The 21,805-nt window shown below is 34.5% G+C and carries 24 protein-coding genes; 8 read left to right on the forward strand and 16 right to left on the reverse strand.

The window, feature by feature from the left end:
- Nucleotides 1-181 precede the first annotated feature (181 nt).
- Nucleotides 182-1,453: a ribonuclease H-like domain-containing protein gene (locus tag ACEWK1_RS11865; protein ID WP_416636308.1), complete on the reverse strand. Its 1,272-nt coding sequence runs from the start codon at nucleotides 1,451-1,453 to the stop codon at nucleotides 182-184.
- Complete coding sequence (locus tag ACEWK1_RS11870; protein WP_416636309.1) at nucleotides 1,437-3,728, reverse strand: DEAD/DEAH box helicase; 2,292 nt, start codon at nucleotides 3,726-3,728, stop codon at nucleotides 1,437-1,439. The genes ACEWK1_RS11865 and ACEWK1_RS11870 overlap by 17 nt, the downstream gene beginning before the upstream one ends.
- Nucleotides 3,729-3,939: 211 nt before the next feature.
- Between ACEWK1_RS11870 and ACEWK1_RS11875 the strand changes: the two genes are divergently transcribed.
- The 4 genes from ACEWK1_RS11875 to ACEWK1_RS11890 all read left to right on the forward strand — a co-directional run bounded on the left by ACEWK1_RS11875 (nucleotide 3,940) and on the right by ACEWK1_RS11890 (nucleotide 5,408).
- Nucleotides 3,940-4,422 (forward strand): Hsp20/alpha crystallin family protein, encoded by a 483-nt coding sequence (locus ACEWK1_RS11875; protein WP_121662550.1) that lies wholly within the window; start codon nucleotides 3,940-3,942, stop codon nucleotides 4,420-4,422.
- Nucleotides 4,423-4,685: 263 nt separating this feature from the next.
- Nucleotides 4,686-4,874 carry a hypothetical protein gene (locus tag ACEWK1_RS11880; RefSeq protein ID WP_121662551.1) on the forward strand — a complete coding sequence of 63 codons (189 nt, stop codon included), beginning with the start codon at nucleotides 4,686-4,688 and terminating at the stop codon, nucleotides 4,872-4,874.
- A gap of 5 nt (nucleotides 4,875-4,879) precedes the next feature.
- Nucleotides 4,880-5,128, forward strand: a complete 249-nt coding sequence (locus ACEWK1_RS11885) for a sigma-G-dependent sporulation-specific acid-soluble spore protein CsgA (RefSeq protein WP_121662552.1) — start codon at nucleotides 4,880-4,882, stop codon at nucleotides 5,126-5,128.
- Nucleotides 5,129-5,147: 19 nt separating this feature from the next.
- Nucleotides 5,148-5,408: a hypothetical protein gene (locus ACEWK1_RS11890; RefSeq protein WP_121662553.1), complete on the forward strand. Its 261-nt coding sequence runs from the start codon at nucleotides 5,148-5,150 to the stop codon at nucleotides 5,406-5,408.
- A 170-nt stretch (nucleotides 5,409-5,578) separates the two neighbouring features.
- On the opposite strand, the gene ACEWK1_RS11895 is transcribed toward ACEWK1_RS11890, so the two are convergent.
- A complete protein-coding gene (locus ACEWK1_RS11895; protein ID WP_121662554.1) occupies nucleotides 5,579-6,022 on the reverse strand; it encodes a YppG family protein in 444 nt (147 codons plus the stop codon).
- 171 nt (nucleotides 6,023-6,193) lie between these two features.
- On the opposite strand from ACEWK1_RS11895, the gene ACEWK1_RS11900 reads away from it, so the two are divergent.
- Complete coding sequence (locus ACEWK1_RS11900; RefSeq protein ID WP_162987402.1) at nucleotides 6,194-6,358, forward strand: hypothetical protein; 165 nt, start codon at nucleotides 6,194-6,196, stop codon at nucleotides 6,356-6,358.
- A gap of 48 nt (nucleotides 6,359-6,406) precedes the next feature.
- On the opposite strand, the gene ACEWK1_RS11905 is transcribed toward ACEWK1_RS11900, so the two are convergent.
- Both ACEWK1_RS11905 and ACEWK1_RS11910 read right to left on the reverse strand, forming a co-directional pair.
- Nucleotides 6,407-6,781 carry a DUF1798 family protein gene (locus ACEWK1_RS11905; RefSeq protein ID WP_162987403.1) on the reverse strand — a complete coding sequence of 125 codons (375 nt, stop codon included), beginning with the start codon at nucleotides 6,779-6,781 and terminating at the stop codon, nucleotides 6,407-6,409.
- A gap of 58 nt (nucleotides 6,782-6,839) precedes the next feature.
- Nucleotides 6,840-7,094: a hypothetical protein gene (locus ACEWK1_RS11910; RefSeq protein ID WP_121662556.1), complete on the reverse strand. Its 255-nt coding sequence runs from the start codon at nucleotides 7,092-7,094 to the stop codon at nucleotides 6,840-6,842.
- 174 nt (nucleotides 7,095-7,268) lie between these two features.
- On the opposite strand from ACEWK1_RS11910, the gene ACEWK1_RS11915 reads away from it, so the two are divergent.
- Nucleotides 7,269-7,367, forward strand: a complete 99-nt coding sequence (locus ACEWK1_RS11915; protein WP_218975609.1) for a spore protein — start codon at nucleotides 7,269-7,271, stop codon at nucleotides 7,365-7,367.
- A gap of 68 nt (nucleotides 7,368-7,435) precedes the next feature.
- On the opposite strand, the gene ACEWK1_RS11920 is transcribed toward ACEWK1_RS11915, so the two are convergent.
- Nucleotides 7,436-8,392 carry a DUF2515 domain-containing protein gene (locus ACEWK1_RS11920; RefSeq protein WP_416636323.1) on the reverse strand — a complete coding sequence of 319 codons (957 nt, stop codon included), beginning with the start codon at nucleotides 8,390-8,392 and terminating at the stop codon, nucleotides 7,436-7,438.
- 167 nt (nucleotides 8,393-8,559) lie between these two features.
- Here ACEWK1_RS11920 and recU point away from each other — a divergent pair, with 167 nt between their 5' ends.
- Nucleotides 8,560-9,150: a Holliday junction resolvase RecU gene (recU, locus tag ACEWK1_RS11925; RefSeq protein ID WP_121665033.1), complete on the forward strand. Its 591-nt coding sequence runs from the start codon at nucleotides 8,560-8,562 to the stop codon at nucleotides 9,148-9,150.
- Nucleotides 9,151-9,227: 77 nt separating this feature from the next.
- Complete coding sequence (locus ACEWK1_RS11930) at nucleotides 9,228-11,855, forward strand: PBP1A family penicillin-binding protein (protein WP_416636310.1); 2,628 nt, start codon at nucleotides 9,228-9,230, stop codon at nucleotides 11,853-11,855.
- Between the two features lie 92 nt (nucleotides 11,856-11,947).
- Here ACEWK1_RS11930 and ACEWK1_RS11935 read toward each other — a convergent pair whose 3' ends face one another.
- From ACEWK1_RS11935 to panB, 10 genes are all read right to left on the reverse strand, one after another.
- On the reverse strand, nucleotides 11,948-12,475 hold the full coding sequence (locus ACEWK1_RS11935; protein WP_416636311.1) for a YpoC family protein: 528 nt from the start codon (nucleotides 12,473-12,475) through the stop codon (nucleotides 11,948-11,950).
- Nucleotides 12,465-13,130 (reverse strand): endonuclease III, encoded by a 666-nt coding sequence (gene nth / locus ACEWK1_RS11940; protein ID WP_212138370.1) that lies wholly within the window; start codon nucleotides 13,128-13,130, stop codon nucleotides 12,465-12,467. The genes ACEWK1_RS11935 and nth overlap by 11 nt, the downstream gene beginning before the upstream one ends.
- Before the next feature lie 73 nt (nucleotides 13,131-13,203).
- Entirely contained in the window at nucleotides 13,204-13,908 is a 705-nt protein-coding gene (locus ACEWK1_RS11945) for a DnaD domain-containing protein (RefSeq protein WP_121662560.1), read from the reverse strand.
- 168 nt (nucleotides 13,909-14,076) lie between these two features.
- Nucleotides 14,077-15,369 carry an asparagine--tRNA ligase gene (gene asnS, locus ACEWK1_RS11950; protein ID WP_121662561.1) on the reverse strand — a complete coding sequence of 431 codons (1,293 nt, stop codon included), beginning with the start codon at nucleotides 15,367-15,369 and terminating at the stop codon, nucleotides 14,077-14,079.
- 136 nt (nucleotides 15,370-15,505) lie between these two features.
- Nucleotides 15,506-16,012 carry a DUF5590 domain-containing protein gene (locus ACEWK1_RS11955; protein ID WP_416636312.1) on the reverse strand — a complete coding sequence of 169 codons (507 nt, stop codon included), beginning with the start codon at nucleotides 16,010-16,012 and terminating at the stop codon, nucleotides 15,506-15,508.
- 13 nt (nucleotides 16,013-16,025) lie between these two features.
- Nucleotides 16,026-16,196 (reverse strand): YpmA family protein, encoded by a 171-nt coding sequence (locus ACEWK1_RS11960; RefSeq protein ID WP_121662563.1) that lies wholly within the window; start codon nucleotides 16,194-16,196, stop codon nucleotides 16,026-16,028.
- 183 nt (nucleotides 16,197-16,379) lie between these two features.
- On the reverse strand, nucleotides 16,380-19,208 hold the full coding sequence (gene dinG, locus ACEWK1_RS11965) for an ATP-dependent DNA helicase DinG (protein WP_416636313.1): 2,829 nt from the start codon (nucleotides 19,206-19,208) through the stop codon (nucleotides 16,380-16,382).
- 449 nt (nucleotides 19,209-19,657) lie between these two features.
- Nucleotides 19,658-20,041, reverse strand: coding sequence for an aspartate 1-decarboxylase (gene panD / locus ACEWK1_RS11970; RefSeq protein ID WP_416636314.1), 384 nt, complete (start codon nucleotides 20,039-20,041; stop codon nucleotides 19,658-19,660).
- Nucleotides 20,042-20,109: 68 nt separating this feature from the next.
- Nucleotides 20,110-20,955 (reverse strand): pantoate--beta-alanine ligase, encoded by an 846-nt coding sequence (gene panC, locus ACEWK1_RS11975; protein WP_121662566.1) that lies wholly within the window; start codon nucleotides 20,953-20,955, stop codon nucleotides 20,110-20,112.
- A complete protein-coding gene (gene panB, locus ACEWK1_RS11980; RefSeq protein ID WP_416636315.1) occupies nucleotides 20,952-21,791 on the reverse strand; it encodes a 3-methyl-2-oxobutanoate hydroxymethyltransferase in 840 nt (279 codons plus the stop codon). The genes panC and panB overlap by 4 nt, the downstream gene beginning before the upstream one ends.
- Between the last annotated feature and the right edge of the window lie 14 nt (nucleotides 21,792-21,805).

The following is a 21,805-nucleotide window of genomic DNA, read 5'->3' on the forward strand; positions in this document are numbered from 1 at the left end:
AATAACAATTGTTAAGACGATTACAATGAAAAATAAGTATAATACGCTTTTATACAAAGTTGCTCTTCTCCCTTGTTAAGAACTAATTACAATCACTTATTTTACATGGTTCTCCATAATCCTACAATTGTTATTTAATAATTCCGTTAAAATTCATATTTTTGTCAAAAAAATGGCGAAATTACTCAGTTTCTGCGCTTGCCCGGGGAATATTTTTAGAAAATTTCCTCTTTAAGCGATTTAGTCTGTTTAAGATGTCATTTTCATCGATAAACGACAGCGTTTCTTTACATTCTTTGAAAAGAATATACATTTCTTCAGTATATTTTGTTGCTTTTTGCAAGTCTTTTTCTTTATGTTCATAATACTTCGCAAGCTCTTCTAAAGCCTTTATTGCCACTTTTCCTTTTGATCCTTCTACAATTTCATTCCACAAGTTGATTGCCTGTTTCCATTCCTTTTGTTTTTTATAAAGGAGGGCTAGTGCATATTTTGCTTCTACATCTTGCTTTGTAGATTTTTCCATAAGACTTTTGTAAGCATCTAATGCTGAAGATTGATCACCTACATAATCTAACCATCGAGCAACTTCATAATGCTCGGAATCTGTAGCCTTATCATTTGTGCTCAATAGCTTATAAGATAAATGGATATATAATGTTATAAGAGAGAGCACATCTATTTCATTATGCCTTAAAACTCCCATAATAATTTCAGGCTTTTGCTGTTTTACAAACTCAAAATAAATCATTGGAGCTAAAAAGCCAGGAATATCATTTTCTCGGTAAATCCCAAGAATATCGTTTTCAACTTTGGCCAGTTTTACTGATTCGAGCTCTTTTTTCCAGAGCCTTCGTGCAGCATGAAATAGATCGAAGTGACCAAATGCAGGAAGTTTTGGTACTAACTCTCGAATTAAAGTATGGCGGGTTTTCACCTGAGGCCAATCAAAGGCTTTACCATTATAGGTGACAAGTGTTTTACTATTAATCCCCTCCAAAAAGCTTTGATAAAGTGCAACCTCATTACCTGGTTTTGGCAACAAATACTGTTTTATGACAACACGATCGTCCAGAACTTGAGCTTGTCCTAACAAAAAGATCGTGTTTCCCGCTCCTCCACCAAGTCCAGTTGTTTCCGTATCGAAGAAAAACAAATCGCTTGCCTGATGATCTTTAGAGGAAAGTGGATGCTTTAAATCGCTTTGATTCCACATAGATACAACATGTTGAAATTCTTTCAACTGATATTTACCATGTTGATAATCCAACGGATAGACAACCTCTCGAATGAAACAAGTTTGCCCATCATAATGAATGATTTTTGTGTTATGTTCATTCCATAATAATTCTTCTGGGTTATGTGATTTCTGTTTTACAGTTTCAGTTTCTAGTTCCGGTTCTTCTCGAATGACATGTTTTTTTAATCGATTCAACTTATTTTTTAACGACATTTGTTTCATCCTTTAATTTACTTAAAAGAAAATGGGTGTCTTTTTTTATAGATTCAGTAGAACTTTCAACACCTATACATGAAGGGCATCCAGCATAGCATGGACAAGTTTCTATTAATTTCATTGCTTCATTCAAAACATCTAATAATGTTTCATATATTTTTTTGGATAAACCTACCCCACCTGGATATCGATCATATAGAAAGATTGTTGGTTGATTATTATGAACAGCTTTAATTTGTGCAATCACATGCAAGTCACTTGGATCACACATTACTTTTAACGGTGCAACGTGCTGGAGAACATGTGCGGCTGAAACTAGAGCCTCCTCCAGCCTTTTTTCAGATAAATCGTCCGCTATATTCGAATGAAGACTCATCCATGCTGAATTTGTATGAAGCTCTTCTTCTGGTAGATGAATAGGACCTGATCCAATATTTTCATGAGTATCAAATTTGATTTTTTTAAAAATTGTAGCCATAGCTTGAACCGTCACATCTCCATAACCATAGTCAACATCTTTCATATGTTTAAGCATATCTTCCTCAAGTACTTTTAATTGAACCGCAAGATTGGCATCCGTGAAATAATCCACATCAACTTCTCTTACAAATGCCTTCTTTTCCTCCCAATCAAGTTTTTCCACTTGAAATTGAACGCCTTGATGAAGATAAATTGCTTCATCATGCAGTAATGTCATTGCGCTAAATCGATCCATCTCTCCAATGACCTTCACGTTCGCTATATCAGATTGATCGATAATTATCACATTTTCTTGTGAAGCCGACCGAAGACTTATATTGTGGGCCGGGAATGAATCGTTCATCCAGTGATAGGTTTCATTATTATAGTAAAGCACTCTTTCTTCCGCTAAAAACTGCAGGATATCTTCTAACTCTAACCCATCGAACGTATCACCTTCTCTAAATGGAAGCTCAAAAGCTGCACACTTTAAATGATCTACAAGCACAACTAAATTATCAGGGTTTATGATGGCTGTTTCTGGATTTTGTTCAAAAAAGTATCGTGGATTTTGAATAATGTATTGATCAAGTGGACTGGAGCTAGCAACCATGATAATAACTGCTTCACCTTGCCTTCTTCCAGCTCTTCCGGCCTGTTGCCATGCACTTGCAATAGTTCCAGGATATCCTGTCATAATACAAACTTGTAAACTACCTATATCTACTCCTAATTCAAGAGCGTTGGTGCTAACAACACCTAAAATTTCGCCATCCCTTAGTCCTCTTTCAATTTCCCTCCGCTGTTTTGGTAAGTATCCTCCTCTATATCCGCGTATTGATTTTTTTGCTAGTTCATTTTTTATCAATTCTTTTAAATAAGTTAAGATGATCTCAACTCGCACACGACTGCGAGCAAATACGATTGTCTGAATCTTATTTTTAAGAAATTCTCCTGCTAATCTTCTAACCTCTAAGGTTGCACTTCTTCTAATATTAAGTGGCTTATTAACAATAGGAGGGTTATAAAAAATAAAATGCTTTTTACTGGCTGGGGCACCATTTTTTGAGATGAGCTTCATATTTGTTCCAGTTAGTGTTTCCGCTAATTCTTTTGGATTAGCGATTGTTGCAGATGTGCATATAAACTGCGGGTTACTACCATAAAATTCACAAATTCTCTTAAGTCGTCTAATGACATTTGCTACATGACTGCCAAATATTCCTCGATAAATGTGAAGCTCGTCAATGACTATATATTTTAGATTTTCAAACAGTGAAACCCATTTAGTATGATGCGGTAAAATGGCTGAATGAAGCATATCTGGGTTTGTAATGACTATATGACCTGCTTTTCTTACCCTTTGACGGATAGCCGGTGAAGTATCTCCATCGTATGTATAAGAGTTCAATTGAACTCCCATTTCTTCGATGATTTCATTAATCTCAGATTTTTGATCTTGAGCCAGTGCTTTCGTAGGAAAAAGATATAATGCCCGACTATTTTCATCTTTCAATATGTTTTGGATGACAGGCAAGTTATAGCATAATGTTTTTCCTGAAGCAGTTGGAGTAACAGCTACAAAGTTATGACCTCCACTTGCGAGTTTATAGGCTTCACCTTGATGTGTATACAATTGTGATATTCCTCTGTTTTCTAATGCTAATTTTAAGCGGTGATCTAGGTCAACCGGCATATCAACAAGTTCCCCTTCTTTAGGAGGAATCGAATGCCAATGAACAATTTGATCTCTAAAATCGTCATTTGTTTTTAACACATTTAAAATCGTTTCTAATGATTTTCTAAATTCCATTTTTATTCACTACCTTCTAAAGTCTGTAGCTTCACTTCTATTTTAGCGAATAAACGTTCGGAATTAAAGTGGTATTGATTTGAAATTATATTTCTAGCTGTTTGCTAATTTTCTAACTTAAAAAAGGTAAATAATTACACTTTAAATATAACGTTTCTTATTCCCTTTTCATATAATACTCTGTCATCACATGTGGTAAGGAGGAGTATTGATGAGAAAGAAAAATGAATTAAATAGGAATAATGAAAATGAACAGCCTCTAGAACAGCTGGATTTTTTCCAAATTGTTGATCATTTTTTTCGATCGGAACCATTGAAGCAATTTATGAATGAGTTTGATTCTATGTTTGAGGGAGCTTTTCCGCATAAGGCTATCCACGTAAACACTTTTGAAACAGACAATAAATGTGTTATTGATTTAAAAATTCCTCCTGTTAAAAAGGAACAGATAAAGCTTGAGCTTTATGATCAATATTTAACAATTTCTATTACAAATCGTGAGGAAATTAAAGAATATAATGAACATGCTTCAACATTTAGAAATTATACATCGTTAGATAGTCTGTCTAAAACGATTCTCCTACCATACCCTGTTAAAGAACATGAAATAAAAACTACTTATAGAAATGGTTCATTACTTGTTACAATTCCTAAGAAAACAAAGCAAATTTTAATAGAAGATGATACAAAATAAGAACAAAGTTAAGGTCTTGATGACCTTAACTGTTTTTGTGTGATTTACTTCCATACTTTGGATTCTCTTCTGGTGTTGGATCCTTTGCTAAATCCTTTGCTGATGCAGTAACTTCCGCTTTACTTCCACTTTTATTTTGCTTCACCTTTATCACCTCTCTTTTATGATGACTTAATTTTTAAAAGTTTACCCAAAGAAAAACCAAAAATTTACGAGAAATTATTAGTGTTGATTAGAAACAATAAGAGTGGAGGTGTTTACAAATGACGAAAAAAAATCAACAACTACCTGATTTTAAAGAGTTAAATGATCGCATTATCGCCGAAGCAACGTCTTCTCCTTCCATTGTCATTAAAACTAATTTGGATCAAGAGGATGTGTCAATAGACAATCCATATTCAAATGAGAACACAGGTAACTCTGAAGAATTTAAAAACTTTTTTAAGGAATGATGAAAATGGATTTCACATTAGGATATTTGCGAGAAGCATTATCGAACTATGACAGAAGTTCAGTATGTCATAGAATTTATCAAAAGTTGGAAAAAGGTTCGTATGAGAGTGAAAAGGACTTCGTTTTAACACTTGAGGACGATGAAGTTCAATTCCTAAACAACATCCTACCTGATGAAATAAAATATGCGTTTGACGAACAGGACTTTATACGCGGAAATCAATTAAATGAGGTTTATGAACAGTTAATATAGAAGATCACTGGAGGCCCTTATGAACAGAAACAGTAATCATTACATCAACATTAAATTCCAAACAGGTGCCATTGACCGTGAAGGTGTAAATGGTTGCCAAGTTGAAGATGTTATTAGTGTTCTTGTTGACAAGCTTAAATCGCATCAAAATGGTGAATTTGCTTGTCCAGAAAACTCGATAGCCATTTCAAATCTTCAAACAGCAAATTATGCATTAAAAGTAAGAAAAGAAAGACTGGAAAATAACCATGGAGAAACTGAAATCCATGAAACCTTTTAGCACAAAAAAATATTCTAATACAAATGTTGAAGAGGTCAAGCGTCTAAATGCTCAGTCGGGTTTATCATATAATGAAGTTAAGCAGCTTCTAGCACAGCAATATCAGAAAGAGAACAAATGAACATAAGCAGAAAAGACCCAGTTTGTTCATAAAACTGGGTCTTTTTATATTATTTAAACATAGACGTTACCCCTTTAAAAAGCCCACCCATTTGATTGACAGCATTCATCATTTGTCCGGCTGTATCCATCATTTTGTTAAAATCTAATTGTCCGTCAGATTTTTTGAATTGTGAAAGAATATTTTGAAAACCTGATGGCTGATGCTGTTTAAAATGTGGCATTGGTTTGGGATACGGAGTTGGATATGGATTATTCATATATCCTCCGCCATTCATGCTTCCTCCGTATCCACCTCCATAGGGTTGATAAGATTGTTGAAAGCCTGGTTGAAACCCTTGAAAGTAAGGATTTGCTGACGGATTTGAATATGGATTACTGCTATATGAATTTTGGTAACCAGACATTTGCTGTCCATATGGTGGAAACGTTTGAAAATACTCATTATCTCTCCTCCGAGATCTCCTATTGAAATATGGATATTGTTGTTGCATCCATGGAACCTCCTCCCAGTTATTTCATCAAAAGTTATTACATCATATGATTCAAACGCCTATAAGGTGATAATTTCTAATACTATCCATTTCATCTTGAATATTGATCCATACATGAAGAGTTACAATTTTGCTCATATTAGAAATGAGACATTAAAGGAGGTTTTGACTTTGGCTAGAGGAAAACATTTTAATCATAAAGAAAAAGGACACGAGCCGACGATTCCAAAGCATGGTCAAGAAGTGGCTGGAAAAGAAACAGAACGTGTTGGGTATGATATTGAAATCGTTGGAACTGAAACGGAGCGTCCTGTTAGTATAAAAGTTGAGGAGTAAAAGGCTTTTAACTAATAACAAATTCATTATAAACACAAAAGGACGTCCCTATTTGGAGGCGTCCTTTCTATCCATTTGCTCGATCATTCCGTTTAAAATATATTCAACAGAATGATGAAGGTTATGAAAACGCTGCTTATTAACGTCTTTGTAAAATGATTGAAGAACAACTTGTTCAATATTCTCCATTGCTGAGTCAATTTGAGTAAGATGAATATACTTAGGTTTATATTCTGAGACCCACTTGACGGCCAAAGGCTTCCATTCATTTGCTTTATTCATAACCAGTTCAAAATTTGGTTTAACATCGTCATAAAAATATTCTTCTGTTTTTTCAGGTTTTTCGTTTAATTGTTCAAATCGCTTTTTGCATTCCTCTAAATGCTGAAGAAGTTGTTGAGAGGATATTAATAGTAGTTCCAAAGCTTTCACCTCGAACTTATCATATCAAAACTCTCAGGATAAAGCACATAAGAACTCCTTATAAATTTGTCGCAATGATAGGGAATGGATAATGCTGATATTTATCATTTTTCAAAGGTGTCTCTTGATTGGTAGGGACTTTTGACATTACATTTGATAATTGACAATCAATCTGAACCGCTTGTTTCATCAAATCTTCTTCAATATTTTTAGATAAAATCCGGTTATCCAGCTCTTGTTCCAATTTCATTAGCTCTAGTTCTAACTCCTCTAACTTCTCTTCGATCACACTTTTTTCAATGATATTTTTCAATATTCTCCCTCCTCTTAAAGCTAATATTCGCTCTCATTCTCCCATACCCTTCACACCTGACAAAACTAGTTTTCATTCGGCAAAGAAAATGAAAAAATACAGTTTTCGACAACTTCCTGTGTGTTGAATGGAAATGATGGGTTTCGTGCAAAATAATAGTAGGAGGTGCTAATAATGGCTAAAAAACCGAAAGATAAACAACAAACTGCTCAAGAAAAAGCGAACATTCCTAGTGATAAAAAACTGGATGGACCGAATCGCCCTTCAACTTAAACGATCACAGGAAACCATCATTATCAAAATACTTAAGGTAGCAAGGACAAAAGGTCCTTGCTCTTTTTTCATCCATTTCTCCAATATTCCTGCAAAACCGTAAATAGGTGAAGTTGATCCTGTTTATGCTTAAACCAATCTGTTATCTCATAGTTTTTTGGTATTTTTCTTCTCTTAAACAAATGTTTTGTATTCTGACCATGAAACCAATCCTTTCTAAATCCGTCTAATGTATGAGGGATAATGGGATAAGCGGTTCGTAATAATGGTGTTTCTCGTTTTCTTTTATCAGCAAAGTACTTTTCATAATCATATCTGGAACCTGTATGTGGAACTGTTCTAGCAAAGTTTACAAAGTGTTGATACATTCCCGAATCAAATAAAAGCCATCCTAAACGTTTTCCTAATTCAATTCGGTTTGTTAGCTTTTCAAAGTTGTAAACAGAAAATCCAAATAACTTTCCGTGTAAAGTTGGGAAAATAACTGTACTAAAATGAAAAAAATCTTGAAATTTATAGGAGGCAGATTTGAAAACTAGTCGTCTGTATGTTTCGTTCATAATAACGGGATGATGAATCACATTTTGTTCATTAATGATTAAAGCAGTCATTAATCGATCTTTTTGACGCTCTTCCCAAAAAAGCCACCATTCTTTTTCCATAAATTTCGAAACCTGAAAATGTGATAAAAGGTGAAAAAGTGGTTTGTTTATTTTCTTTGATAATTGGTAAATAAGTAATTGAGGAAAAGCATCATAAAATATTGTCCAATTTGCTCTTTCATATGTCATAAAGAGCAGACTTCTTTTTTCTTGATTTAACGCTTTCCGAAACCATCTACCCTGTAGGTCTGTCATACTCCAACCTGCATTTCTGGAAACCATGCTAGCTAAAAACGACCACTTTATCTCAGGATGTTTAAAATAAAATTCTTCATATGCTTTGGTTCTGGAAATATTATCAATGTTTTTTGTTTTTGTTATTTGTAAAATTTCTGAAACTAATTTTTGTTCATCAAGATCCATATTAATATTATTTGTTTTAGACTTATTAAACATTGGTACACCTCAATTACTAGCGTAACCTAAATAGCACAAAGTACACACATTAACAAAATTGAAACTTTTTAATCATTCCTTTTCAATTTTTTTTGGTATGATAAGAAGTAGTTTTGAAGAGGAGGTAAAATATGATTTTTCGTTATCCTAACGGAAAGCCCTATCAGCCTAAGAATACAACTAAGCAAAAGCAACAGCCTTCTATCGTATATAGCAACAGAGGTATGACTCTTGAAGAAGACTTAAATGAAACGAATAAATACTATTTAGAAAACCAATTAGCTGTCATACATAAAAAACCAACACCTGTTCAGATTGTAAACGTAGATTATCCACGACGAAGTGCAGCTGTTATAAAAGAAGCGTACTTTAAACAAAGCTCAACAACTGACTATAACGGAATTTATAGAGGAAAATATATAGATTTTGAAGCGAAGGAAACGAAGAACAAGACATCTTTTCCATTACAGAATTTTCATTCTCATCAAATTGAACATATGAAAAGTGTAATAAAGCAAAATGGAATTTGCTTTGTCATTTTATCCGCTTTTAATGATTATTATTACCTTGATGCAACGCATTTGTTGGTTTTTTGGGAGCGACAGGAAAATGGTGGCCGAAAGTCAATCACTATGGAGGAAATTAAAGAAAAAGGTCATATTATTCCTATTGGATATCAAGCAAGGATTGACTATCTTAAGATTATAGATAAACTATATTTTTAAGAAACTTTAAATTTAAACATAGTTGAATTGTAGCAAGAAGCTTTTTCGAAAAGCTTAAGATGAAAGGTTGGTATTACATGACTGAACAATATAAGAGTCGTGAAGAACGAAGAAAAAAGCAGACTCAAAAAAATACGAAGAAAAAAACAAAGAAAAAGAAACCAGGACTATGGAAGAAAATTTTATTAAGTCTTTTGGCAATAGGAATTGTTGGAATGGTTGCTGGAGGAATTACTTTTGCAGTCATTGTTTCGGATGCTCCCCCACTTGATGATAAAAAATTAAAAGATTCATTTTCATCAAAAATATATGATATGAATGGGGAGGAAATTACCGAGTTTGGTCAAGTAAAAAGAACCTATGTCCCATACGATGATATACCTAAAGTACTTGAAAATGCCGTTTTAGCAACAGAGGATGCACGTTTTTATGAGCACAGTGGTGTTGATTTTATTCGTATAGGTGGCGCGTTTGTTGCAAACGTTCAAGAAGGCTTTGGTGCCGAGGGTGGTAGTACAATTACGCAACAAGTAATCAAAAACTCTTTATTAACGAGAGATAAAACTGTTACCCGTAAAGTACAAGAATTATGGCTTGCCTTTCAATTAGAGCAAAAATATTCTAAACAAGAAATTCTTGAGATGTATCTTAACAAAATATACTTTCCTGGTAATATATACGGCGTAGCTCAAGCAGCTGAATCATTCTATGGAAAAGATTTAAATAAATTAGAGCTTCATGAAGCTGCGATGATTGCTGGGATTCCACAGAGTCCAAATAACTATAATCCGAGAACAAATCCTGAAAAAGCTGAAAAACGACGTAATATTGTTTTAACCTTAATGGCAAAACACGGATTTATTACAGAAGCTGAGGCTGAGGAAGCGAAGCAGGTTCCTGTCCAATCCACTGTGATTGAACCTACAGAAAAAGCAAATCCTTATCACGCCTTTGTAGAAGAAGTAATTGAAGAAGTAAAAGAAAAAACGGATCTTGATGCTGGTTCTGCAGGTTTGGAAATCTATACAACTCTTGATCCAAAAGCACAAGATGCGGTAGAAAATGTTTTAAACGGCGATGTTATGAACTTCCCTGATGATGAGCTTCAAGCAGGGATTACTCTTCTAGATACACAAACAGGAGAAATTCGCGCAATTGGTGGCGGACGCAATCAACCAGTTGGTGGCTATAATTATGCTACAGATACAAGACGTCAGCCTGGTTCTACAATTAAGCCTGTACTTGATTATGGACCAGTTATTGAAGATAAGAAATGGTCTACTTTCCATCAAATCGTCGATGAACCATATACTTATAGTGATGGAACAAAAATTAATAACTGGGATCGCTCCTACAAAGGAAAGATGTCAATCCGTCAAGCACTAGCCGATTCAAGAAATATTCCGGCTTTAAAAGCATTACAAGAAGTTGGGTTAGATAAAGCGAAGGAATTTGCAAAAGGCCTCGGCATTCCACTTGATGAGATTTATGAGCCTTATGCAATTGGAGGATTCAGAGATGGAGTTTCCCCTCTTCAAATGGCAGGTGCTTTTAGTGCATTCGGGAATAATGGAATTTATATTGAACCACATGCTGTTAAGAAAATTGTTTTAAGTGATGGAACTGAAATCAGCTTAGAACCTGAGCCTGAGGCAGCTATGAGTGATTATACAGCATTTATGGTCACAGATATGATGAAATCTGTTGTTGAATATGGAACTGGTAAGTCTGTTCAAATATCAGGTGTAAATATTGCTGGAAAAACTGGAACAACTAATTTTAGTGAAGATGATAAAGCAAAATATAATGTGCCTTCTGGTGCAGCAAAGGATGCTTGGTTTGTAGGCTATAATCCTAATTACACAGCAGCAGTTTGGACCGGATACAATATATCAGCAGATAGCGAAAAGGTTTATTTAGATTCTAGTGATCAAAAACTAGCAAGAGCTATGTTTAGAGAGGTCTTTTTAGAAGTTGCTAAAGGTGATACTTCTGATTTTGAACAACCTAACAGTGTTGTTCGATTAGCAGTTGAAAAAGGCTCAGATGAAGTACTAGCAAGTGAGTATACCCCTTCTAATCAGATTGCTTATGAATATTTCGTTAAAGGCTTCGAACCTAAAAAAGTCTCTAAAAAATACGAAAAACTCAATAAGCCTTCTAATTTAAACATTAACTATGACCAGGTAACAAATTCAATAAGCATAAATTGGGGTTATAATGAAGATGCATTAGATGGTGTATCCTTTGAAGTAAGACAGTCTATTGACGGAGGAGCATATGAAGTTGTTAGTCAATCATCATCTACTTCATATCAAATTGCAGATGTTACACCAGGATCTACCTATGCTTTCCAAGTAGTTGCTGTTAGTGGCAATAATCGAAGTGATGCAGCTGCCACTCAACTACAAGTACCAGAGCCAAATGTTGACGTACCTGAGCTTCCAGGAGATGACGAGGAAGATCAGAACGAGGACGACCAACAAGAAGATGAAGATTCTGGAGAAGGTAATGGGAATGGCAACGGAAAGCAAAACGGGAATGGCAATGGCAATGGCAATGGTAACGGAAATGGGAATGGGAATGGTAACGGAAACGGAAACGATGGTGAGACGGAAGATGACACTGATCAGGATATTGAAGGGGAACAAACCAATCCTGATGTAGAAACAACGGTACCTCCTACTGAAGATACTGGACAATAGGTTAATTGATAATAACAAAAAAGAACCGTTCATTTTGATCGGTTCTTTTCTATATAATATAAAGGAATTATCCGTTTTACCGCGAATAATTCCTAAAGTTTACTCATTGCAAGTGCCTTAAAAAAGGATTTTTCAAGTTCTTCAAAAAGTTGTTCTAACTGGACAAAGGCATGATATTGAAATGGGTTATCTACTATAAATTGAAGTCTCTCCTCACAATTTACCGGTTTAAATTGCATTGTATTTATACGCATTGAATTAACTCTAATCGTTTGAACTGATCTTCTATTCACCCAATGTAAACCCACAATAAAAAGCGATATACATTTTAAAAGTGATTTCTTTTGCGAATCACTTCTATCTCGTTTCATAAATCCTTCCTTAGCTTTTAACATCATTTGTTTCCAAACATCAAGCAAAACCGGAACAAATTCTTCCGGATGATCCCAAGGTAAATTCTCTACATGCTGTGACTGTTGTATGGAAAGCATGTCAAAATAAAAAGGTTCTTGTAGTAAAGTTTTCTTTGTATCATTTTGTAGCTCGTAAAAATGTGTTTGGTTTTGAAAAAAAGGCTTACCTCGAAAAACATCAGGTATCATATACATGTTATTTGGCATGTTTAGCCTTCCCATTTTTCATTCTTTTTTGCCCTTCTCTACATAAGTGAAGCAGTGGACAACTTTCACATTGTGGAGATTGAGCTTTACAATGGTATCTTCCGAAGAAAATTAATCGATGGTGTGTATCTGACCATTCTTCTTTTGGAACTTTTTTCATTAAGGTCTTCTCTACTTCTAATACTGAATCCTTCCACCTGCAAATGCCAAGACGTTTACTTACCCTTTCTACATGGGTATCAACAGCAATTGCAGGAACACCAAATGCAACAGACATTACAACATTTGCTGTTTTTCTACCAACTCCAGCTAACTTCGTTAACTCTGTATGATCATTTGGAACTTCTCCATTATAATGTTCGAGCAATGTTTCACAAAGCTTACGAATATTCTTAGCTTTATTTCGATATAATCCAATTGACCTGATGTCTGACTGTAATTCCTCCAGCGAGACAGCTAAGTAATCCTCAGGTTTTTTATATTTTTGAAATAAATTTTTCGTAACTTTATTTACTAAAGCATCCGTACATTGAGCAGATAATGCTACAGCTATCACTAATTCAAAAGGATTGTCATGAATTAGTTCACAATGAGCATCAGGGAACATCTCTGTCATTGTATCTAGACACTCACGGATTTGAACTTTTGTTAACATCTTCTCACCTACTATTTAACATTCATTTTTTATTTATTAGTACACTAGAACATAAGAAAAAAGAGCTAAATTTTTAGCTCTCAAGCCAGTTATAAAAAGGAACTTTTCTTTGATAATTTTCTGGATTACTTTGAGTTTTTGATGGCGTAGCCTGATTTTGACGGAACTTTTTAGCATAGTTTCTTGCTTGTTCAATTGTACGAATTCCGTTCTTCTTCCACTCAAAAAGAATCCGATCAATGTATCTAAAGTTCAATTTTCCTGACATAACAGATTCTCTTAATGCCGCTTTAATAATAACAGGGTCATAATCGTCTTGATCAATCCAAATAGCTAGAGTTTCACACTCAAATGGTGATAGTGGTCGCCCGAATTCATTCTCGAAAGTTGTATATAAACTCTCATCCTCTTTTTGACTTTGTTCCTGAGTTTTTTTCTGGCTTTCATTACTTAAATATGTGTATAACTTATCCCATAGTGGTTTAAGCGAGTAATATTCAAATAAAATTGTGTCTTGTTCACTCTCTTCAATCATTAAGAAGCCTTTTTGTATTAATGTTCTTAAAATAGACGTACATTCAGATGTTGAAATTGACATATGCTGCGATAGTTCAGTTGGAGTAGGAAATTGGTTTCCGTTCTCCTTATATTTTTTTACTTGTAGGATGAGCATAAATTCAAGTTCATTTAAGCCCAATTTTGCATAATAATTAAAAAGCATAACCGGAATGGAAACATGTCCTGCTTCTTGGAGAAAGATGAATTGTTCTTTATTCATATTCACACCCCTTACCTTAGTGTAGTATACCATGCCAAACTACTACATTGTATAAAATAACTTCGGTTGTTTTTGCCATATAAGGGAATCAACTACTTACACTATGTTTTTGTACCTGTTGGATAAGAATAAAAAAACCGACTCAACAGAGTCAGTTTTTTTACCTTCTTATGGATAAAGTCTGTTCAATAAACGAGGGAACGGAATTGTTTCACGAACATGTTCAACTCCACTTAACCATGCTACCGTTCTCTCAAGTCCTAAGCCAAATCCAGAATGTGGTACAGAACCATACTTTCTAAGCTGTAGATACCACTCATAAGCTTGTTCATCCAATTGATGCTCTTCTAAACGTTGTTTAAGCAACTGCTCATCATGAATTCGCTCAGAACCACCAATGATCTCACCATAGCCCTCTGGTGCAATTAAATCAGCACAAAGCACAACGTCTTCTCGGCTAGGATCCGGTTGCATATAAAAAGGTTTTAAGCTTGTTGGATAATGTGTAATAAAGACAGGTTTATCAAAGCTCTCTGCAATTGCTGTTTCATGTGGAGCACCAAAATCGTCTCCCCATTTAATATCTGTAAATCCTTTATCTTGAAGAAACTTGATTGCATCATCATACGTAATTCTTGGGAAAGGCGCCTTTATTTTTTCTAATTTAGATGTATCTCTACCTAATGTAGTTAGTTCAAGTGAACAATTTTCTAAGACACTTTGGGTAATATATGATACATACGATTCTTGTACTTGAAGATTATCTTCAAATTCATAAAAAGCCATTTCAGGCTCAATCATCCAAAATTCTATAAGATGGCGGCGTGTTTTTGACTTTTCTGCTCGGAACGTAGGACCAAAAGAAAATACCTTCCCTAACGCCATAGCTGCTGCTTCCATGTATAATTGGCCACTTTGAGATAAATAGGCATCCTCATCAAAGTATTTGGTATGAAATAATTCAGATGTTCCTTCCGGTGCACTTCCAGTTAAAATTGGCGGATCAACTTTAACAAAACCTTCTTTATTAAAAAACTCATATGTTGATCTAATGATTTCGTTTCTAATTTTCATTACTGCATGCTGACGTTTAGAACGAAGCCATAAATGGCGGTGATCCATTAAAAATTCAGTTCCATGCTCTTTTGGTGTTATAGGATAATCAACAGATTCAGAAATAACGCGAATATTCGTAACCCCTAATTCATAACCAAAGGGAGAACGTTCATCTACCTTAACGATTCCAGATACATAAAGAGATGTTTCTTGAGTAATAGACTTTGCATTTTGGAAAACCTCTTCTGCAACCTCAGCCTTTACTACAACTCCTTGGATAAAGCCTGTACCATCTCTTAATTGAAGAAAAGCAATCTTTCCACTTGAGCGTTTATTTGAAAGCCATGCTCCTATTGTTACTTCTTGTCCAACATATTTTCCAACTTCTGCAATTGTTGTTTTCACGTATAAATTCCCTCCATCAGCTGCGATGTCTACTTTTTATGTATTTTCTTCATCATATAATTATACGTTTTTTATAATATGGTCGCAATGTTTCCAAAATAAGCCGAAACTTTCCGATTATTTCTACACCTTTTTATTAAGATGAAGTTTTTGTTTTTAATGCCATATGTTTAATAATTTCACCATCATAAAAATTCACATAATCAAATGTATATCGATCAGATTTGTCTTTGTATTTCACTTCCCAAATAGGTATTTCTTCATCCATACCTAACCGAACACTTATGATTTCTACTGGGCTGTATTCCTTATTAACCTTTTTAAGTGCTTCATCCTTTGTAATTCCAGAAGACTGTTTTTTCACTAACATTTTATCTTCTTTATCCTTTTTGTACACCCAGACGTATACACTCTCATTTTTTGTTTTTTCTCCTGTTAATACATGATATTGTTTATCACTATTAAAAGTCGTAATTTCCGTTATAGTCGAAAGATTTGCTGATTCCATAGCTATTTTCTTCGATTGCTCATGACCATTCGTGTATTGTTCTCTTGCAGCCTGATATGTTGCTGTAAAAATCCATACAACTGCAATAAACAAAATTGAGAAGACGGCAATGAATGTCCAAGTTTTTCTACCCATATCGTAACCCTTTCTAAGTACGGTATATAGTAAATACTGCTTTTGATTTATCTTCCTGATCAAGAGCAAGACCAAACATTAAATCATCTCTTTTTAATGTTCTGTTCAGCAAGTCAACGATTTTATATAAATCATCAGAATGATCTACAGTTACGGTTGATACAATTTCAATTTTACTTTCCATAGCTTTTTTCCTCCCACTTAAAAACAAATATTGTAACTTATATGTCTGCCTAGTCTGGATACAATAACATTACAACAACATCTATTTGTTGTAACCACGATTTATTATAACAGGTGTCATTAAGTAACGTGAAAATAAATTTCTCCTAGCTCACACCAAATCTTCGTGGCTGATTCAGTATAATCAGCCACCCTTTTTGTTACTAATCCAATCATCAATAGAATGTGTAAGATGATGCATTGGTTTTGACACTATATCGATAGATGGAATTGACGCTAAAAAATCTTTTCCATATCTTGACGTAATAATGCGATTGTCTAATACAAACAGAATACCACGATCATCTTCATGCCTAATTAAGCGCCCGAACCCCTGTTTAAATCTTAGGATAGCCTCTGGAAGTGAATAATCGTAAAATGAGTTCGCACCCTGTTCTTCCATGTATTCACTTGTAGCAGCCACGATAGGGTCATCCGGAGAAGCAAATGGAAGTCGAACAATCATAAGAGCCTTTAGGTCTTCTCCTGGGAAATCAACGCCTTCCCAAAAGCTGCTTGTCCCCAACAAAATGGCCTTATCAAATTGTTTGAAATTTTTCGTAAGTCTAGATCTACTTCCACTTCCTGTTCCTTGCCCCATTATGGCAAAATCCTCTAATGTCACATCTTCTTTAACAATTTGATACGTTTTTCTCAACATTTCATAAGAAGTAAATAAAACGAGCATTTTTCCATTTGAAATTTGAGCTACGGTCCCAATATGTGCTGCAATCGCCTCTGAGTATTCTTCGATAGAAACCTCATTTACTACAGGCATATCAGTTGGTACAAACAATTTCACTTGTTTTTCATAGTCAAACGATGAATCTAATACAACCTGTTTCGGGAAAAAATCAGCTAGTCCAATATTATGAATGAAATAGGAGAAAGATTTTTTTACTGTTAAAGTAGCAGAAGTAAGCACTGCACTTTGTACGTGAGCAAAGAACTTATCTGCTAAGTATTCAGAAACCTGTACAGGTTGAGCGTAAATATAAACGGCATTTTTAGCACCTTTTGACTCAATTTCAATCCATTTAACAATCGAATCATATTCCTCAAAAAATAAGAATTCAATATTTTTCTTATACACATTCATTTTTACGATTACTTTTCTCATGTTTTCAATCGTTAGCTTCTCTGTAATCGATAATTCATTTGTTGAAATTTTATCAAATTTTGCAAGTTCTGTTTCCATTAACTTCAAAAGATCATGGATCATAAATTGAATTCTGTTTGCCAACTCTAGGATTGAGTTCCATGTTCGATTATTCTCTTTTTCAGATTGAAGTCGATATGAGGTACGATTTAAAAAGGATTCTTTTTTTCTTTTTAGAACATAGGCGTGAAGACCTGAAAAAAATTGTTGTGTTTCTTCTTGTAGCTCCATTAAGATCTTCTCTAGTTTTTGTGAAAAAGTAGAGCTTTCAAGATGAAACTTTTGCTGACATTGAATAAATTTCTTTAAAAGGCCATTTGTATGCAAAAAACCTAGTGAGTTCATCATGTAGTTAAGCTCTAAATAGTGTAATTTTATACCAAGTTGTTCAGTAGCAACATGTTGAAAATGGTGTGCTTCATCAACTATGACTTCCTGATAATCAGGCAAGATTTTTTGTTCTCTCTCAACATCAGATAAAAGCATAGCATGATTAGTTATGATAATATTCGCTTCTGATGCTTTTTTCCTTGCTTTTTGATAGAAACATATCGAGGAAAACGGGTTATTATGAAAGGAAGAATTATCTACATGGAGATTCTCCCATAAAGTCCTTCCCCCAGATGGAAGGTTTAACTCGTCTACATCACCAGTTTCTGTTTGTGTTAACCAAATCAATATTTGGGCCTTCGCCAATATAAAGTCATAATTATCATCTAAGTCTTTTAGTGATTGTTCAAACTTCTGCAAACATAAATAATGGCCCTGACCCTTTAAAATCGTTGCTGTAAAAGGAAACGGTAAAACCTTCTGTAAAAAAGGAATTTCTTTTTCAAGTATTTGGGTTTGTAAATGATTCGTATGTGTGCTGACGATTAACGGTCTTTTCTCTTTTATTGAGTGTATTAAAGCTGGTACAAGATATCCAATTGTTTTTCCACTTCCGGTACCAGCTTCAATCATACTGTGCTGATGAGTAGAAAATGCGTCCAACACTTCATTCATCATTTTTAGCTGCCCTGATCGTACATGATAGGTTGGTAATACTTTTGTAATGCTTTCCCGTCCATTCATAAAAATATTAAGTATGGTATCGGGCTCTAATTCAACGCTTTTCCCCTCAGGCTCTATCGTGTCATTTTGCTTTTTGATTGCAAGTGTACGAACAATTTCTACGTCAGGATTTCCTTGTTCCCTTAACGTTATAAGTTTCTTAGATAGTAATTCTTCAAGTATTTCCTCTGCATCACTTATAAAAGAGCCTGCCAGTTTTATTAGCTGTTGTAGAGTGATAATTGGTAAGTCATTTAACTTTTTAAAAATATGTAGTAATAATAAAGCTGTTGCTTCTGCATCACTATCAGCTCGATGTGGATTAACATGAAGCATATTAAATTCATCACTTAAATCGGATAATTTATAGCTTTTTTCAGTCGGGAAAGCCATTCTCGTTAATTCCACTGTATCTAGAATTGGCCCTGAAAAATAATAACCATAACTTTTAAACTCCTCTTGTAAAAAAGACAAATCAAAATAGACGTTATGAGCGACAAAAAAAGCATCCGTTAACATGTTATGTAGTTCTTCGGCAATTTCACCAAACGTAGGAGCATCTTCCACCATATGATTTGAAATTCCTGTTAGCTGTTCAATAAAAGGTGGTATTTCTTGCATAGGATTAACAAAGCTCATATATCGATCAACAATTTCCCCATTCTCAATTGTCACAGCAGCAACTTGAATGATTTTGTCCCCTTTTTTGGGTGAATTACCAGTTGTTTCTATATCGATCACAACATAACGTTGTTCTTTCATAAATAACACCTCAATTTATTTCAAAAACGAAAAACTGTTTTATTCATACTCTTTGCTGACTATTAGTTTACCCCAATACGTGTAAGTTTTAAATAACTTTACAATATACTAGGCTAATACCATTCATTTTTTCACACTATTCCGTAGAGTAAGATGTGTATGTTACACTATTTACACTTTCCAAAAAGTATGAGTTACTGGAATCAATTTCAAAATGTATAATTTGTTACCAAAAAACGTATAAATTTCACATCTAATAATGTTTTTATCCGTGTACTGTTTATTAACATGTTCAAGGTGAGGAAAAATGTTCGTTTTTTGATTTAAGAGTCATAATTATGAAATTAACTCACTTAAAAGAAAATAAAAAAGACCTACTCTATAATGACTCCTCTCATGGAAAAGCGGAAAAATTGAAAGTCATTTTGAGTCAGGTCTTATTTGTTTTATTATAAAATTGTTGCAGCTGGTTCTTGACCTAAAATTTCTATAATTTTATTATTTTCATCCATAATAGCAATTTTTGGTTGGTGAGTAGATAATTTCTCTTCTTGTACCATTGTATAAGTAAGAATGATGACTACGTCTCCTTCTTGAACAAGCCTTGCAGCAGCACCATTTAAACATACAACCCCACTGCCTCTTTTACCCGGAATAATATAGGTCTCAAATCGTGCGCCGTTGTTATTATTAACAATTTGTACTTTTTCATTTGCAACCATACCGACAGCATCGATAATGTCTTCGTCTATAGTAATACTACCAACGTAATTCAAATTAGCCTCTGTTACACGAGCACGATGTATTTTAGCATTCAACATTGTACGAAACATTTGGCTCTCCCTCTTTTCATCTATATATCTTTATTTTTAACACTCTAACGAGCTATTTTTTCATGCAATTAAACTTCAATCGTTATATTATCAATTAGTCTTGCATTTGTAAACTTCACAGCGACAGCAAGGATGATCTTTCCATGAAGTACCTCAATTTCCTCTAATTTTGGATAGCTCAGAATTTCAACATAATCAATCGTTCCTGATGTATTGGTTGTAATGATGGCGGAAACAAGGTCTATTACTTTTTGTTTATTTCGTTCCCCAGTTAGGATGAAGTCTTTTGCTTGGCTTAAGCTTTTATATAAAGCTGTTGCTTCTTTTCTTTCACGATCATTTAAGTTAACATTTCGTGAGCTTTTTGCTAATCCGTCTTCTTCCCTTATTGTTGGAACTGCCACTAAATCCATTGGAAAATTAAATTCACTAATTAACCCGTCAATTACCGCTACTTGTTGGGCATCCTTCATTCCAAAATAAGCCCTGTCAGGTTGAACCATATTAAATAATTTCGTTAGGACTGTTGCAACTCCATCAAAGTGTCCTTTTCTTGATCTTCCACATAATACATCTATCCTTTTTTTAACAATGACTGTATATGCAGGTTCATCTGGATACATCTCATTCACAGGCGGAGTAAATATAAGATCAACCCCTGCCTGCTCTGCTAGTTTCTGATCTCTTTCTGCATTTCTTGGGTACGAATCAAAATCTTCATTTGGGCCAAATTGAAGAGGATTAACAAATATACTTAATACGACAACATCATTCTCTTTTCTTGCTTCTTCTAAAAGCTTTAAGTGACCTTCGTGTAGATAACCCATTGTTGGTACAAACCCGATTGTTAGGTTTTCTTGTTTAAATGAACGAATTTCTTTTCTTAGTTCCTGGATTGTACTAACAATGTTCATTTCTTTAATCCTCCATATAAGCTGTGTAGCTCTTCCTCCTTCATGTTAAAGGAGTGTTTCTCCTCTGGAAAGCTTCTACTTTTCACTTCTGCAACATATTGCGAAATTGCAGATATTGTTGTTTCTGCTATAGAGGCATACTGTTTTACAAATTTCGGAACATAACCTGAACCGTAACCTACTAAATCATGATAAACTAACACTTGACCGTCAGTTTGACGGCCTGCACCAATACCAATTGTTGGTATTGAAAGTAACCTTGTTATCTCAAGCGCTAACTGCTGTGGAACACATTCTAAAACTAGAGCTATTGCCCCTGCAGCTTGACATTTTTTAGCATCTTCAATTAGCTTTCGAGCTGCCCCTGCATCTTTTCCTTGAACTTTGTATCCACCTAAGACATTAACTGACTGAGGTGTCAACCCAAGATGAGCAACAACTGGTATTCCACCAAAAGTAAGCGCTTCAATTATAGGAGTAACACCATCTGCACCCTCCACCTTAACAGCATCTGCTCCACCTTCCTGCATAATTCTTACAGCGTTTTTTAAAGATTCGTCTTTAGAAAGGTGATAAGACATAAACGGCATATCTGTTACGACAAATGTGTTCTTTGCTCCTCGTTTTACTGCTTTCGTATGATGAATCATATCGTTAACAGTAACAGGTATTGTGGAGTCATACCCTAACACAACCATTCCTAATGAATCTCCAACAAGAATCATATCAACTCCGGCGATCTCGGCTTGTTTGGCACTTGGAAAATCGTAAGCCGTCAGCATTGTGATTGGTTCACTTTTTTCTTTCATTTTCATAAAATCTTGTCTTGTTTTCATAATTTCCCCTCCAG

The organism is Metabacillus sp. YM-086, assembly GCF_048059995.1.
Classification (GTDB): domain Bacteria; phylum Bacillota; class Bacilli; order Bacillales; family Bacillaceae; genus Metabacillus; species Metabacillus litoralis_B.